At 71.9% G+C, this 14,139-nt stretch carries 13 protein-coding genes; 12 read left to right on the forward strand and 1 reads right to left on the reverse strand.

All coding sequences use genetic code 11. The features are described 5' to 3' along the window. Positions 1–28 precede the first annotated feature (28 nt). The 12 genes from DEI96_RS02675 (at position 29) to DEI96_RS02730 (ending at position 12,988) form a co-directional block, all read left to right on the forward strand. Positions 29–682 (forward strand): response regulator transcription factor, encoded by a 654-nt coding sequence (locus DEI96_RS02675; protein WP_111022742.1) that lies wholly within the window; start codon positions 29–31, stop codon positions 680–682. Then, positions 679–1,887, forward strand: coding sequence for a sensor histidine kinase (locus DEI96_RS02680; protein WP_111022743.1), 1,209 nt, complete (start codon positions 679–681; stop codon positions 1,885–1,887). The genes DEI96_RS02675 and DEI96_RS02680 overlap by 4 nt, the downstream gene beginning before the upstream one ends. Then, complete coding sequence (locus DEI96_RS02685; RefSeq protein WP_111022744.1) at positions 1,884–2,402, forward strand: hypothetical protein; 519 nt, start codon at positions 1,884–1,886, stop codon at positions 2,400–2,402. Before DEI96_RS02680 ends, DEI96_RS02685 begins: the two co-directional genes overlap by 4 nt. After that, entirely contained in the window at positions 2,399–3,511 is a 1,113-nt protein-coding gene (locus DEI96_RS02690) for a peptidoglycan-binding protein (protein ID WP_111022745.1), read from the forward strand. The genes DEI96_RS02685 and DEI96_RS02690 overlap by 4 nt, the downstream gene beginning before the upstream one ends. Next, the gene (locus tag DEI96_RS02695) at positions 3,508–4,200 is read left to right on the forward strand and encodes an ABC transporter ATP-binding protein (protein WP_111022746.1); all 693 of its coding nucleotides are present in this window, start codon (positions 3,508–3,510) and stop codon (positions 4,198–4,200) included. Before DEI96_RS02690 ends, DEI96_RS02695 begins: the two co-directional genes overlap by 4 nt. Further along, positions 4,197–5,384, forward strand: a complete 1,188-nt coding sequence (locus DEI96_RS02700; protein ID WP_181440476.1) for an ABC transporter permease — start codon at positions 4,197–4,199, stop codon at positions 5,382–5,384. The genes DEI96_RS02695 and DEI96_RS02700 overlap by 4 nt, the downstream gene beginning before the upstream one ends. 287 nt (positions 5,385–5,671) lie before the next feature. Next, positions 5,672–6,997: a sugar ABC transporter substrate-binding protein gene (locus DEI96_RS02705; protein ID WP_220035541.1), complete on the forward strand. Its 1,326-nt coding sequence runs from the start codon at positions 5,672–5,674 to the stop codon at positions 6,995–6,997. Positions 6,998–7,000: 3 nt separating this feature from the next. Continuing rightward, positions 7,001–8,044 (forward strand): carbohydrate ABC transporter permease, encoded by a 1,044-nt coding sequence (locus DEI96_RS02710; protein WP_111022748.1) that lies wholly within the window; start codon positions 7,001–7,003, stop codon positions 8,042–8,044. Then, positions 8,041–8,928 (forward strand): carbohydrate ABC transporter permease, encoded by an 888-nt coding sequence (locus DEI96_RS02715; RefSeq protein WP_258372744.1) that lies wholly within the window; start codon positions 8,041–8,043, stop codon positions 8,926–8,928. The genes DEI96_RS02710 and DEI96_RS02715 overlap by 4 nt, the downstream gene beginning before the upstream one ends. A 112-nt stretch (positions 8,929–9,040) precedes the next feature. Continuing rightward, complete coding sequence (locus DEI96_RS02720) at positions 9,041–9,829, forward strand: DeoR/GlpR family DNA-binding transcription regulator (protein ID WP_111022749.1); 789 nt, start codon at positions 9,041–9,043, stop codon at positions 9,827–9,829. After that, positions 9,826–10,821 carry a 1-phosphofructokinase family hexose kinase gene (locus DEI96_RS02725; protein ID WP_111022750.1) on the forward strand — a complete coding sequence of 332 codons (996 nt, stop codon included), beginning with the start codon at positions 9,826–9,828 and terminating at the stop codon, positions 10,819–10,821. Before DEI96_RS02720 ends, DEI96_RS02725 begins: the two co-directional genes overlap by 4 nt. Before the next feature lie 79 nt (positions 10,822–10,900). Then, on the forward strand, positions 10,901–12,988 hold the full coding sequence (locus tag DEI96_RS02730) for a PTS fructose transporter subunit IIABC (protein WP_111022751.1): 2,088 nt from the start codon (positions 10,901–10,903) through the stop codon (positions 12,986–12,988). Positions 12,989–13,084: 96 nt separating this feature from the next. Here the strand turns inward: DEI96_RS02730 and DEI96_RS02735 are convergent, their stop codons facing one another. Continuing rightward, complete coding sequence (locus DEI96_RS02735) at positions 13,085–14,119, reverse strand: UDP-N-acetylglucosamine 4,6-dehydratase family protein (protein WP_110864239.1); 1,035 nt, start codon at positions 14,117–14,119, stop codon at positions 13,085–13,087. Positions 14,120–14,139: the final 20 nt, after the last annotated feature.

Below are 14,139 nucleotides of genomic sequence, written 5' to 3' on the forward strand. Positions count from 1 at the left end.
GCAAAGGTACGTCACGTGTGATGTATCGATGCGCGTACTCGTGGTGGATGACGAACGAGCCCTCGCCGACTTGATCGCGACGGGCCTGACACGGCAGGACATGGCGGTGGACGTCACCTACCGGGGCGACGACGCCGACGAGCTGCTGGCGGTGCACGACTACGACGTCGTCGTGCTCGACCGTGACGTCCCCGGTCTGCACGGCGACGAGGTCGCACGGCGGCTCACCGCGCGCGGCGCACTCACGCGGATCCTCCTGCTCACCGCCGCGACGACGTTGAGCGACCGTGTGCACGGGCTCGAGCTCGGTGCCGACGACTACCTGACCAAGCCGTTCGAGTACCCGGAACTCGTCGCCCGGGTCCGCGCGCTCGGTCGACGGAGCGTCGCACCCGTCGCCCCGGTGCTCGAGCGTGCGGGGTTCGTCGTCGACACGAACCGGCGGATGGCCACACGCGACGGTCGCCCGCTCGACCTGACCTCGAAGGAGCTCGGGGTGCTCGAGACCCTGCTCCGTGCGGACGGCAGGATCGTCTCCGCCGAGCACCTGCTCGAGAAGGTATGGGACGTGAACACCGACCCGTTCACCGCCGCGGTCCGGGTGACGATGTCGAAGCTCCGCCGGAAGCTCGGGGACCCCGACCCGATCCGCACGGTGCCGGGCCAGGGCTACGCGCTGTGAGCCGGTGGGCCCGGGGCTGGAGCATCCGGACCCGGACGGCCCTGACGTTCGCGCTCGCGGCCATGGCGCTGGCGACCGGGGTCGTCGTCTTCACGAACACCATGTCGCTGGCCGGTGTCGGTGCCGGCCTCGACACCGCGGCCGTGCAGCGCCCGCCGTCCGGGTCGCAGGGCGCCACGACCGCTCCGGCACCGATCGAGGTCGACGGAACCGACGACGACGGTGCGGTGGCGGTGATCCGGCTCGTGGCCGTGCAGCAGTGGCAGTGGTCCGCGATCGGCATCGCGGGCGCCGGGCTCGCGGCCGGGGGCATCGGTTGGCTCGTCAGCCGCCGGGTCCTCCGACCCATCGACCGGATCACCGCGACCACCAACCGCATCTCGGCGTCGAACCTGCACGAGCGCATCGCGCTGGACGGTCCCGACGACGAGCTCCGGCGGCTCTCGCGCACCGTCGACGACCTGCTGGCCCGCCTGGAGACCGCGTTCGAGAGCCAGCGCCGGTTCGTCGCCCAGGCGTCCCACGAACTCCGGACGCCCCTCGCGGTGCAGCGCGCAGCCGTGCAGATCGGCCTGCACGACGACGCCGACCCCGCGGACGTCCGAGCGGTCCGGGCGGAGCTGCTCGAGCAGAACCGCCGGACCGAGCGGTTGGTCGAGTCGTTGCTCGTGCTCGCCGAGGCCGATCGTGGCCTGGCGGGCGCGACGCGCGCCGTCGACCTCGACGAGGTGACCGCCGAGGTCGTCGCGGGGACGGCCCGGGACGCGGCCGAGGCAGGGGTGACCCTGACCCACGAGCGCCGCACCGGGCCTCCCGGCCTGGTCGTCCCGGGGGAGCCGACGCTGCTGCGGCAGCTGCTCGGCAACCTGGTCGGCAACGCCGTCGAGTACAACGAACCCGGCGGCACCGTCCTGGTGGCCACGGAGCCGGACGGCTTCGTCGTCGAGAACGGCGGGCCGGTGGTCGCGGCGGACGAGGCGGGGTTGCTCGTCGAACCGTTCCGCCGCGGCGGGACGGACGACGCACGCGGGCAGCACAGCGGACTGGGCCTGTCGATCGTGGCCGCCATCGTGCACGCGCACGGGTGGGAGCTGTCGATCACCGCACGGCCGACGGGCGGGCTGCTCGTCCGGGTCCGTGTTTCGTCGGTGCAACCCGACGTGCACGCGGGGCGAAACAGCTGTTCCGGTGTGCTGGAGGCATGAACCACACCACGAAGACGACCACCCGGCGCACCCGGTCCCTGATGAGCGCGGCCGCGGCCGTCGTGCTGCTGCCCCTGTTCCTCGTCGGCTGCTCGGACGCGTCACCGGACGCCGGCGGGACTGCGGCGTCCGGCGGTGCGGCACCCGGCGTCGCCCTCGCCGAGTGCATGCGGGACCGGGGCTACGACATGCCCGACCCGGGTACCGGCGGTGGGTCGATGCAGCTCAGCGCACCCGACGGTGTCGACCCCGAGCAGTACCAGGAGGACCTCAAGGGCTGCCTCGACGACTCCGCAGTGGCCGGCGACGCGCAGGCAGCGCAGCCGATGCCGGGCAGCGAGGAGATCGCCCGGAAGACCGCGGAGTGCTTGCGGGAGCAGGGGTTCCCGGGCTACCCGGACGACCAGGACGCGCAGATGCGGTTCCAACCGGATGACCAGCAGGCGTTCGACGATGCCGCCGGGCCGTGCACCGAAGCGGCGTTCGAGGCCGTCCAGGGCGGAGCCGGGTCGTGACCCACCGTCGCGCCCGACGCCGGACCATCGTGTCGGTGTGCCTCGTCGCGGCGGTGGCCGCGGGGGCCGGGACGTGGGTCCTCGCCGCGGTGCCGAGTGGTCCGGGAGCCTCGGCCAGCAGCGGGTCGCGCGGCGGGACCACGTCGACCGGAGCCACCGCCACGGTCACGCGCGGCGACCTGACCGACTCGAAGGTGTTCGCCGGGACCCTCGGGTACGGCGCGGCGACGGGGGTCCCCGGTGCCGCAGCCGGGACGATCACCTGGCTGCCCCGCGCCGGTGACGTCATCGAACGCGACGGGGCCCTGTACGCCGTGGACGAGCGGGACGTCCGGTCGATGTACGGCACCGTGCCGCTCTGGCGGGACCTGGAGCGTGGGCTGCAGGGCGCCGACGTGCGGCAGCTCAACGAGAACCTGGCCGCGCTCGGGTACGACGTGTCCGTGGACGACCGGTTCGGTCCACGGACCGAGCGAGCTGTCCGGCGGTGGCAGCAGGACCGCGGACACGAGGTGACCGCGGTCCTGACGGCGGACGACGTCGCCTTCGTGGACGGCGCCGTCCGGGTCGCCTCGGTCGACGGTCGACTCGGGGAACGGATCGCCGGCGGAGCGGGAGCGGGTGTCGGTGGCGCTGGTGCCGGCGCGGGTGCGGCGTCCGATGTGCTGCAGGTCACGAGCACCCGGCGCGTCGTCACGGCGACCGTTCCCCAGCGCGATGCGGAGCGGCTCGCGGTCGGCTCCGACGTCGAGGTCCGGGTGAACGGTGCCGGGGCGGCGATGCCGGGTTCGGTCGTCGGCGTGCAGCCGACGACGAGCGAGGACGGCGGCACGGCCGTCGACGTCTCGGTGTCGTTCGACCCGGGGAAGCGCACGCTGCCGGCGGCAGCGTCCGCGCAGGTGGACGCGGAGGGCACCACCGAGCACGACGTCCTGTCCGTGCCGGTCGCCGCACTCGTCGCGGGTGCCGGTGGCCGGTACGCCGTCGACGTCGTGCAGCGGGACGGCAGGACGGAGCGGGTCCGGGTCGAGCCCGGCTTCAGCGCGGACGGACGGATCGCGGTCACGGGTGACCTGGCCGTCGGCGACCGCGTGGTGGTGCCCGGATGAGCGCCGCCGTGCGGCCCACCGCCGCCGTGCTGTCGCTCCGGGACGTCACGAAGACCTACGGCGACGTCGGAGCCCTGCGCGGGGTGTCGCTCGAGGTCACCGCCGGCGAACTCGTCGCGGTCGTCGGCCCGTCGGGGTCGGGCAAGTCGACGATGCTCAACGTCGTCGGGACCCTCGACCGTCCGACGTCCGGCACGGTGACGATCGCCGGCAACGACGTCGCGACGATGTCCGACGACGCCCTGTCCGGACTCCGAGCCGACCACATCGGGTTCGTCTTCCAGCACTTCCACCTGCAGGCCGGCGCGACCGCCACCGAGAACGTCGCCGACGGCCTGCTCTACCAGGGCGTGCCCCGGCGCGAGCGGCACCGTCTGGCGGTCGAGGCCCTGGGGCGCGTGGGCCTGGCGCACCGGGGGGACCACCGACCGCACCAGCTCTCCGGCGGGGAACGCCAACGCGTCGCCATCGCGCGGGCCGTCGTGGGCGACCCGACGATCCTGCTCGCCGACGAACCGACGGGTGCACTCGACACGGCGTCCGGTGCCGCGGTCGTCGAACTCCTGCGCGAGCTCAACGCGGCGGGCACGACGGTCGTGGTCATCACGCACGACCTCGGCCTGGCGGCGTCGCTGCCCCGGCAGGTCCGGATGCGCGACGGCATGATCGAGCCCGAGGCCGCCCGATGAGCCGGCGTCGGTCCGTGGGCGCGGTCGACCTGCTCCGCCTCGGCGTCTTCGGGCTGCGGACCCGTCCGGGTCGCGTCGTGCTGTCCGCGCTGGGCATCGCGATCGGCATCGCGGCGATGCTCGCGGTCGTCGGGATCTCGTCGTCGAGCAAGGCGAAGGTCGACCAGGTGCTCGACACGCTCGGCACGAACGTGCTCACCCTCACCCAGGCGCAGGGCCTCGGCGAACCGGTCCCGCTGCCGTCCACCGCACTCGAGTCGGTGCTGCGGCAGGACGACGTCCATTCGGCCGCGGCGGTCGGCACCGTGCCGGACACCGGTGTGTACCGGAACGACCACGTCCCGGCGCCCGAGACCAAGGGCCTCGGCGTGGTCGCCGCGTGGGGCGACGTCCCACGGGTCCTCGGCGGGCAGCTCGCAGCCGGGCGGTGGATCGACGACACCGCCGGGGCGCCGCCACAGGTCGTCCTGGGGGCACGGGCGGCCGCGGTCCTCGGCATGGAGGACCTGCGTCCGGACAGCCGGGTCTGGATCGGCGGGCGGTGGGTGCAGGTGGTCGGGGTGCTCGACCCCGTCGCGCTCGCCGAGGACCTCGACTCGCAGGTGTTCGTGCCCCGCGGGTTCGCCGGGCAGCTGGGCTTCGACGGGGCCCCGACCGCGGTCTACACGCGTGTCGACCCGGCGCACGTCGAACGGTCGCGGGACCTGCTCGCCGGTGCGGTCCGACCCGGGGCACCGCAGGACGTCGGCGTGACCCGGCCGTCGGACGCGTTGGCAGCGAAGGACGCCACGGACGACTCCTTCACCGGACTGCTGGTCGGCATCGGCGGGGTGGCGCTGCTCGTCGGTGGCATCGGGGTGGCGAACACGATGGTGATCACCGTCCTGGAACGCCGCGCCGAGGTGGGCGTCCGTCGTGCGCTGGGAGCCCGTCGTCGGAGCATCCGCGACCAGTTCCTGGTCGAGTCCTTGCTGCTGTCGTTCCTCGGCGGGCTGGCCGGCGTCGTGCTCGGCGTCGCAGTGACGGTGGTGTTCGCCGTCACGCAGGGGTGGCCGGTCGCACTGCCGGTGTGGGCCGTCGTCGGCGGACTCGGCGCCACGGTCGTGATCGGCGGGGTCTCCGGGCTCTACCCGGCGGCACGCGCGGCGCGGATCCCGCCGACGTCCGCCCTGGCGGCCGTCTGACGCGTGCGGTGGACGCGCGCACTGGAGGCCCCGGGCCGGTCCGGCGGACCGGCACCGGGCCTCCAGGCGGTCCCTCCCACGCGCCGGACACGAGTCGCAGATCATGCCTGGTCATGACCACCTGGTCAAGCATCTGCGTCGATCTGTTCGACATCCGTGATGCCCCGGAAACACGCGGATCGAAAGCGGTCACAGGGACCGATCCAACGGTTGACAAGGGGCCGTGCAGGGTCTTCTATTGCGAATACGCAACGTCCTTTCATAAAGGTCGGACCAAGGGAGTCATCGTGACACGAACGCGTTTCGCCGCACTCGGTGCGCTCGCCCTCGCAGGCGCGCTCGCCCTCACCGGGTGCTCCGCCGGGAGCAACGCCGCTTCCGACGGCGGCACGAAGTCCATCGGCACACCCGATGGCACGGGCAAGACCATCACCGTCTGGATGATGAACGGCGACCTGAGCGACAAGGTGCTCGACGCCGCCGGCAAGCAGTTCACCGCCGACACCGGGGCGAAGGTGAAGATCCAGACCCAGCAGTGGGACGGGATCACCACCAAGCTCACCACGGCGCTCGCGCAGAGCGACGCCCCCGACGTCGTCGACCTCGGCAACACGCAGGTGCCGGTCTACGCGGCAGCCGGCGGGTTGACGGACCTGACGCCGTACCGCGACGAGCTCAAGGACGGCCAGACCTGGCTCACCGGGCTCGAGGGACCCGCCACCGTCGACGGCAAGCTCTACGGGGCGCCGCTGTTCGCCGGCAACCGGGCCGTGGTCTACGACAAGCAGGTCTGGAAGGACGCCGGTGTGACCGACGTGCCGACCACCTACGACGAGCTCACCGCTGACCTCGACAAGGTCAAGGCCGCCAACCCGGCCAGTGACTTCTCCGCCTTCTACATGCCCGGGCAGTACTGGTACGGCGGGCTGCAGTGGGTCTGGGACGCCGGCGGCGAGATCGCCACGGACAAGGGTGGCAAGTGGACCGGCACGCTCGACTCCGCGGACGCGGTGAAGGGGCTGACCGCCTGGAAGGACTTCCAGAACGCGTACTCGGCGAAGTCCACGCAGGACATCAACACCGACAAGCCCTCGCAGAGCGACGTCTTCGCACAGGGCAACACCTCGGCGTTCCTCGGGTCCGCCTGGGAGATCGGCTCGATCACCACGGCGAAGCCGGAGCTCGCCGATCGCATCGGCACGTTCCCGATGCCGTCGTCCACGGCGGGGAAGACGCAGCCGGTGTTCCTCGGCGGCTCCGACCTGGGGATCCCGGCCAAGGCGGAGAACCAGGAGCTCGCGCTGTACTACCTGAAGATCCTGACTTCGAAGGAGTTCCAGCAGGACCAGGTGTTCGGGGTCGACGGCTGGGAGCCGAACTCCACCGAGCTGCTCGACGCGGTCGCGGGCGACGTCGACGAGCTGCACAAGCCGTACTTCGAGGCGGCCGGCACGAGCCGACCGACCCCGGCCACCCCGGGCTGGGCCACCATCGAGGGTGACGCCTCGTTCCAGTCGATGTTCGCCGACGTCGCCACCGGTCGGAAGTCGCCGGAGCAGGCCGCCGAGGGCTTCTCGAAGCACCTCACGACCGCGCTGAACGCGCAGCCGTAGGCGATGACGTCCACTGCGGAGCCGGTGACCGACGCGGAGCAGTCCGCGCCGGTCACCGGCGGGCGGGCCGGCGGCGGGCGGGCCCGTGGCCGACGGAGCGACGGGCCGGTTCAGGGGCCGTCGCGGGGTGGGCGCGGCGCGGGTCGTCGGTCGCCGGTCGGGCCGCGGGCGCCGCTCGTCCTGTTGGCCCCGGCGGCACTGCTGCTCCTGGCCCTCGTCGTCTACCCGCTCGTCCGGCTCGTCGTCATCTCGTTCCAGGACTACGGGCTGCGGGCGATCTTCACCGGGCAGGCCGGGTTCACCGGGCTGACGAACTACACGGACGTCCTGACCGACGCGTCGTTCTGGCCGGTCATCCTGCGCACCGTGCTCGTGACGGGCGCGATGGTCCTGGGCACGATCCTCATCGGCATGGGGGTGGCGCAGCTGCTCACCCGCCTCGGGGTCGCGATGCGCACGGTCGTCAGCGTCGTGCTCGTGCTGGCCTGGGCGATGCCGAACGTGGCCTCGAGCCTGGTCTGGCAGTGGCTCTTCCAGCCGTTCTACGGCGTGCTCAACTGGCTCATCACGCAGCTGCGGGTGTTCGGCGACCACACCCAGGACAACTGGGCGTCGCACCCGGGGCAGGCGTACACGATCGTGCTGTCGCTCGTCATCTGGCAGGCCGTGCCGTTCGTGGCGCTGACGCTGTACGCCGCGCAGTCCCAGATCGCGCCGGAGTACTACGAGGCCGGGGCGCTCGACGGTGCCTCCGTCTGGACGATGTACCGCGCGATCACGCTGCCGGCCCTCGCACCGACGCTGCTGCTCGTGTCGATCCTGTCGGTGATCTGGGACTTCAACGTCTTCAACCAGATCTGGCTGCTCACCCGCGGCGGACCGGAGGAGGCCACGCTGACCCTCGGCATCTGGACCTTCGTGCAGTCGTTCGTGTCCAACGCCTACGGGCAGGGCGCGGCGATCGCCGTGATCTCGACCCTGATCCTCGGGGTGCTCACCAGCTACTACATCCGCCGGCTCGTCCGCAGCGGTGAGGAGGACCTGTGACCGTCTCGAGAACGGCGCCCCGTGCGGGGAGCGCATCCGCGCCGGGCCCCGTGCGGGTGCGCAAACGCAAGCCGCGCATCGTCGCGAACACCATCGCCGTGGTGTTCTGTCTGGTCTGGGTGTTCCCGATCTACTGGATGGTGAACACCGCCTTCAAACCCGCCGACGAGGTCACCACGATGACCCCGATCTGGGCGCCGCTGCACCCGACGCTCGACAACTTCACGCGGGCGCTCACGCAGGAGGGCTTCCTGGTCTACCTGCGGAACTCCGCCATCGTGGTGGTGGCGGCCGTGCTGCTGTCGATCGTCGTCGGGTTCCTGGCGTCGGCGGCACTGTCGCGGTTCCGGTTCCGCGGCCGCCGGGCGATCCTGGTCGCGATCCTGTTCGTGCAGATGATCCCCTCGGGCGCACTGCTCATCCCGCTGTTCCTGTCGTTCCAGACCCTCGGGCTCCTGAACAGCTACGTCGGGCTGATCCTGGCGTACGTGGCGAGCGTGCTGCCGTTCTCGATCTGGGTGATGCGCGGCTTCTTCGTGGCCGTCCCCGTGGAGATCGAAGAGGCGGCGAAGGTGGACGGCGCCGGCACGTTCCGGATCCTGTGGAGCGTGCTGTTCCCGCTCGTCATGCCCGGGGTCATCGCCACGAGCGTGTTCGCGTTCATCGCGGCGTGGAACGACTACCTGATCGCGTACGTGATGCTCAAGGACCAGGGGATGTACACGCTGCCGGTCTGGCTCGCCGGCTTCTCGACGAACAAGGGCACGGACTTCGGCGGGTTGATGGCGGCGAGCGTGCTGTTCTCGATCCCGGTCGTGGTGTTCTTCCTCATCGTGCAGCGCCGCCTGGTCAGCGGGATGACGGCGGGTGCCGTGAAGGGGTAGCGCTCGGACGACCAGCACCTGTGGACGTGTTGGTTACATGACGGAACGGTTGCGTTCTTGTGGGTTTCAGACGTACAGTGCTCGAAACCCAACGGAACGAAGGAGTTCGGGCATGTACGCCACCGAGCGGCACACCGCCATCGCCGCCGAGCTGCAGTCCGCCGGTCGCGTGTCGGTCGCGGGTCTGGCCGAGCACTTCGACGTCACCACCGAGACCGTTCGCCGTGACCTCGACGCCCTCGAGTCCGCCGGGGTCCTGCGCCGGGTGCACGGGGGAGCCGTCCCCGTCGGCCGCTCGAGCGTCGTCGAACTCAGCGTCGCCGAGCGCGAGGGGCAGCACGGCACCGCAAAGTCCGCCATCGCCCGCGTCGCGATGCGCCTGGTACCGCCGACCTTCACCGGCTCGATCGCCCTCGACGCCGGCACCACCTGCGCCGCCGTCGCCTCCGAACTCGCCCGCTGGGAGCCCGAGGTCGCCGGCTCGACCATCACCGTCATCACGAACTCGGTGCCGATCGCCGCGACCCTGCAGCACAGCGAGCACCTCGAACTGCACCTGCTCGGCGGCCGCGTGCGTGGCGTCACGAGCGCCGCCGTCGGTACGGCCACCGTCGAGCAGATCGGCGCCCTCCGGCCCGACGTGGCGTTCATCGGCACGAACGGCCTGTCCGCCGGCTTCGGTCTGAGCACCCCGGACGAGTACGAGGCCGCCGTGAAGGGCGCCTACGTGCTCGCCGCCCGACGGGCCGTGGTGCTCGCCGACGCCGCCAAGCACGGCGTGGAGGCCCTGATGCGGTTCGCGCGCCTGGACGAGATCGACACGCTCGTCACGGACGAGCAGCCCCCGGCCGACCTCGCCGGCGCGCTCGCCGACGCCGACGTCGAGGTGGTCGTCGCATGAACGCCCGCATCGTCACGGTCACCCCGAACCCGTCGCTCGACCGCACGATCGAGCTCGCCGGTGAACTGCAGCGGGGCGCGGTCCAGCGTGCGACCCGCTCCACCGCGGAACCCGGCGGCAAGGGCGTCAACGTCTCCCGCGTGGTCGTCGCGAGCGGCGGGGACACCGTCGCCGTCCTGCCCGGCGACGAGCTCGACCCGGTCCTGCTCGGCCTGGCCACCCGCGGCATCCCGACGGCCGCGCTGCCGATCGGTGCGCCCCTCCGCTCGAACGTCACCGTGACCGAGCCGACCGGCACCACGACGAAGCTCAACGAACCCGGCCCCTCGCTCGCCGGTCGCCTGGACGACCTCGCCGCGCTGGTGGCCGACACCGCCGCTGCGACGGCCACCGGCCCAGCCGCCCGCTGGGTCGTGGTCGCCGGGTCGCTGCCGCCAGGCCTGCCCGACGACGCACTCGCCGTGCTCGTCCGGGCCGTCCGTGCCCGCCACGGTGCCGACGTCCGGATCGCCGTCGACTCGTCCGGGGTGCCGTTCACGGCGCTGCTGCAGTCGGGCGAACGGATCGACCTGGTGAAGCCGAACGCCGAGGAACTCGCCGAGGTCGTCGGCGGCGACCCCGAGGAGTACGAGCGTGACCTCGACGCCGCGGTGGCAGGAGCCCAGCGGCTGCGGCGGAAGAACGTCGGCACGGTCCTGCTCACCCTGGGCAGCGCCGGCGCCGTGCTGGTCTCCGACGAGGGCGCGTTCGCCGCCGCTGCACCGAAGATCGTCGCCCGGTCGACCGTCGGCGCGGGGGACTCCTCCCTCGCCGGGTACCTGCTCGCCGAGGTCGCCGGAGCCTCACCCGAGCAACGTCTCGCACAGGCCGTCGCCACCGGTGCCGCGGCCGCAGCCCTGCCCGGCAGCGACGTACCGGCACTCGACCACACCGACCCGACGGCGGTCTCCGTCCGGGTGCTCGACACGCACCCGGCCCCAGAACCCGCCTGATCCCCTCCCCACCCCGCCCGACCACCCCACGAACACCTGCACCACCGCGCGATCAGCGCCATTGCGAAGGAGCAAGCACATGTCCGCAGACTCGAGTCCGCGCCTCATCAGCGCACAGCTCGTCGGCCTCGACGAGGACCTCGGCGCCACGTCGACCGACGTCATCCGGGTGCTCGCCGATCGCGTCGCCGCGACCGGCCGCGCCGCCGACGGTGCGACGCTGGCCGACGACGCCATCAAGCGCGAGGCGAGCGTCGGAACGGGCGTCCCCGGTGGCATCGCCATCCCGCACGCCCGGTCGGCGTCGGTGTCCGAGCCGACGCTGGCGTTCTCGCGCCTGGCCCGGAAGGTGCCGTTCGGCGCCCCGGACGGCGACGCCGACATCGTCTTCATGATCGCCGTGCCCGAGGGGGCCGACAAGGACCACCTGACGGTCCTCTCGACCCTGGCCCGCGCGCTCATCCGCGAGGACTTCACGGCCGCGCTGCGCGCCGCGACCACCCCCGAGGAGATCGTCCGGCTCGTCGACGACGAGGTCAGCGGCGAAGTGGCCGAGGCCGGCGTCGGGAAGGCGAGCGGTGCCTCCGAACCGGCCACCGCACCGGAGGCGGGCCGCAAGGTCTTCGTCGGCGTCACGGCGTGCCCGACCGGCATCGCCCACACCTACATGGCGGCCGACGCCCTCGTCGCCGCAGCCCAGCGTGCCGGTGCCGAGATGCACATCGAGACGCAGGGGTCCTCGCAGGTCGAACCCCTCGACCCGGCCCTGATCGCCCGTGCCGACGCCGTCGTGTTCGCGGTCGACGTCGACGTCCGCGACCGCGGTCGGTTCGCTGGCAAGCCGCTCGTGTCCGGACCCGTCAAGCGCGGAGTCGACGAGCCCGACAAGATGATCGCCGAGGCCATCCGCGCCTCGGAGGACCCGCACGCCGCACGCGTGCAGGGTGGTGCCGCCGTCGAGGGCGAGTCCACCGCCAAGAACGAGCACTTCGGCCAGTCGCTCAAGCGCTGGCTCCTCACCGGCGTCAGCTACATGATCCCGTTCGTGGCCGGCGGCGGGCTGCTCATCGCGCTCGGCTTCCTGCTCTCCGGGTACGGCATCGCGCTGACCCACGGTGACTCGGGCCAGAACAACGCCGTCTTCACGCTCACCAACTACACCCTGCTGAACCTGCCGCCGGAGGGCCTCGGCTACTACCTCGGTGCCGCCGCGTTCCAGATCGGGTCCGTGTCGCTCGGGTTCCTGGTCGCAGCACTCGCCGGGTACATCGCCTACGCCATCGCCGACCGTCCGGGCATCGCCCCCGGATTCGTGGCCGGGTCGATCGCCGTGTTCATGAACGCCGGGTTCCTCGGCGGTCTGGTCGGCGGTCTCATCGCCGGTGCCGCCGCGTACTGGATCGGGCGCATCCCGACCTGGCGCTGGCTGCGTGGCCTGATGCCGGTCGTGATCATCCCGCTGTTCGCGTCGATCATCGCCTCGGGCCTCATGCTGCTGGTGCTCGGCGGTCCGATCGCCTGGGTCATGACCGAGCTCACCGCCTGGCTGAACTCCCTGTCGGGTGCCTCGGCCGTCCTGCTCGGGATCATCCTCGGCCTGATGATGGCGTTCGACCTCGGTGGTCCGGTGAACAAGGTGGCGTACGCGTTCGCCGTCGCCGGGCTCGGTGCCGGGACCGCCACGAACGTGGTGCCGTTCGAGATCATGGCCGCCGTCATGGCGGCCGGCATGGTGCCGCCGCTCGCACTCGCGCTCGCCTCGACCGTGCTCTACCGCAAGGGCTTCACGAAGCCGGAGCGCGAGAACGGCAAGGCCGCGTGGCTCCTCGGTGCGTCCTTCATCTCCGAGGGTGCGATCCCGTTCGCCGCAGCTGACCCGCTGCGCGTCATCCCGGCGTCGATGGTCGGTGCCGCGATCACGGGTGCGATCTCGATGGCTGCCGGCGTGACCTCGCGAGCACCGCACGGCGGGATCTTCGTCTTCTTCGCGATCGGTGACGTCCTGATGTTCGTCGTCGCGATCCTGGCGGGGACCGTGGTGTCCGCGCTGGTGCTCGTCGCCCTGAAGAAGTGGGTCCGTCGTCGCCCCGTCGACGAGGCCGCAGCGGGCAGCGAGGCTGCCGTGGCCGGCGAGACGGTGGGCCAGCGCGCGCCGGTCGCCGCGTAGTCGACGCGACCCCGGGAACGACGGGAGGCCCGGTGCCAGCTGGCTCCGGGCCTCCCGTCCGTCGTCCGGTCGCGTTGCGGGCCGGACGTGCGCCGGTCAGGCGGCCATCGCGAGCGCCGACGGGTCGACCTGACCGGGGACGCACTCGTCGACGTCGCACGGCGCGATCGGGGCGACCGAGGTGTGGGTGATCTTGGGGTGTACCGGGCGGCGTTCGGTCTCGCCGCGTCCGATGAGGTCCTCGTGGAGCTTCTCGCCCGCCCGCAGGCCCGTGAACACGATGTCGGAGGGGCTGCCGGTGGCCTGGAGCATGCGCCGTGCGATGTCGAGGATCCGGACCGGTGCACCCATGTCGAGCACGAGGACCTCGCCGGGGTGGGCGATCGCAGCCGACTGGATCACGAGGTGGCACGCCTCGGGGATGGACATGAAGTAGCGGGTGGCGTCGGGGTGGGTGACGGTGAGGGGCCGTCCGGCACGGATCAGCTCCGCGAAGAGCGGGAGCATCGAGCCGCGGCTGCCGAGGACGTTGCCGAACCGGACCGACACGTAGTCGTGGCCCGTGTCGGCGGCGGTCCAGGCGGTCAACCGCTCCGCGATGCGCTTGGTCGACCCGAGCACGCTCGTCGGGTTCGCGGCCTTGTCGGTCGAGATGTTCACGAGCGTCCCCACGCCCGCGGCGGCAGCGGCGCGGAGGACGTTCAGGGTGCCGAGGACGTTCGTCTTCCAGCCTTCGTCCGGGTACTGCTCGAGCATCGGCAGGTGCTTCAGTGCCGCGGCGTGGAAGACGACGTCGGGCCGGCGGGTCAGCATGATGTCGCGGATGGCGTCGGCGTCGCGGATGTCGGCGAGGACGACGTTCTTCGTGTCGAGCAGCCCGTGACCGTCCACGGAGACCTGCACCTGCTGCAGGGCGGTCTCGTCGCGGTCGAGCATGATGATCTCCGCCGGCTCGAACCGGACGAGCTGTCGGCAGAGTTCACTGCCGATCGAGCCGCCGGCACCCGTGATCAGCACCGACCGGCCCCGGACGAAGTCGACGGTGATCTCGAGCTCGGCCTCGGGCTGTCGATCCCCGATCAGTGCGTCGATGTCGAGCCCGTCGAGGCCGGGGATGCTGCGCTGTGGCATGGGGGTCTCCTCCGTGAAGT

The organism is Curtobacterium sp. MCLR17_031 (assembly GCF_003234775.2).
Classification (GTDB): Bacteria; Actinomycetota; Actinomycetes; order Actinomycetales; family Microbacteriaceae; genus Curtobacterium; species Curtobacterium flaccumfaciens.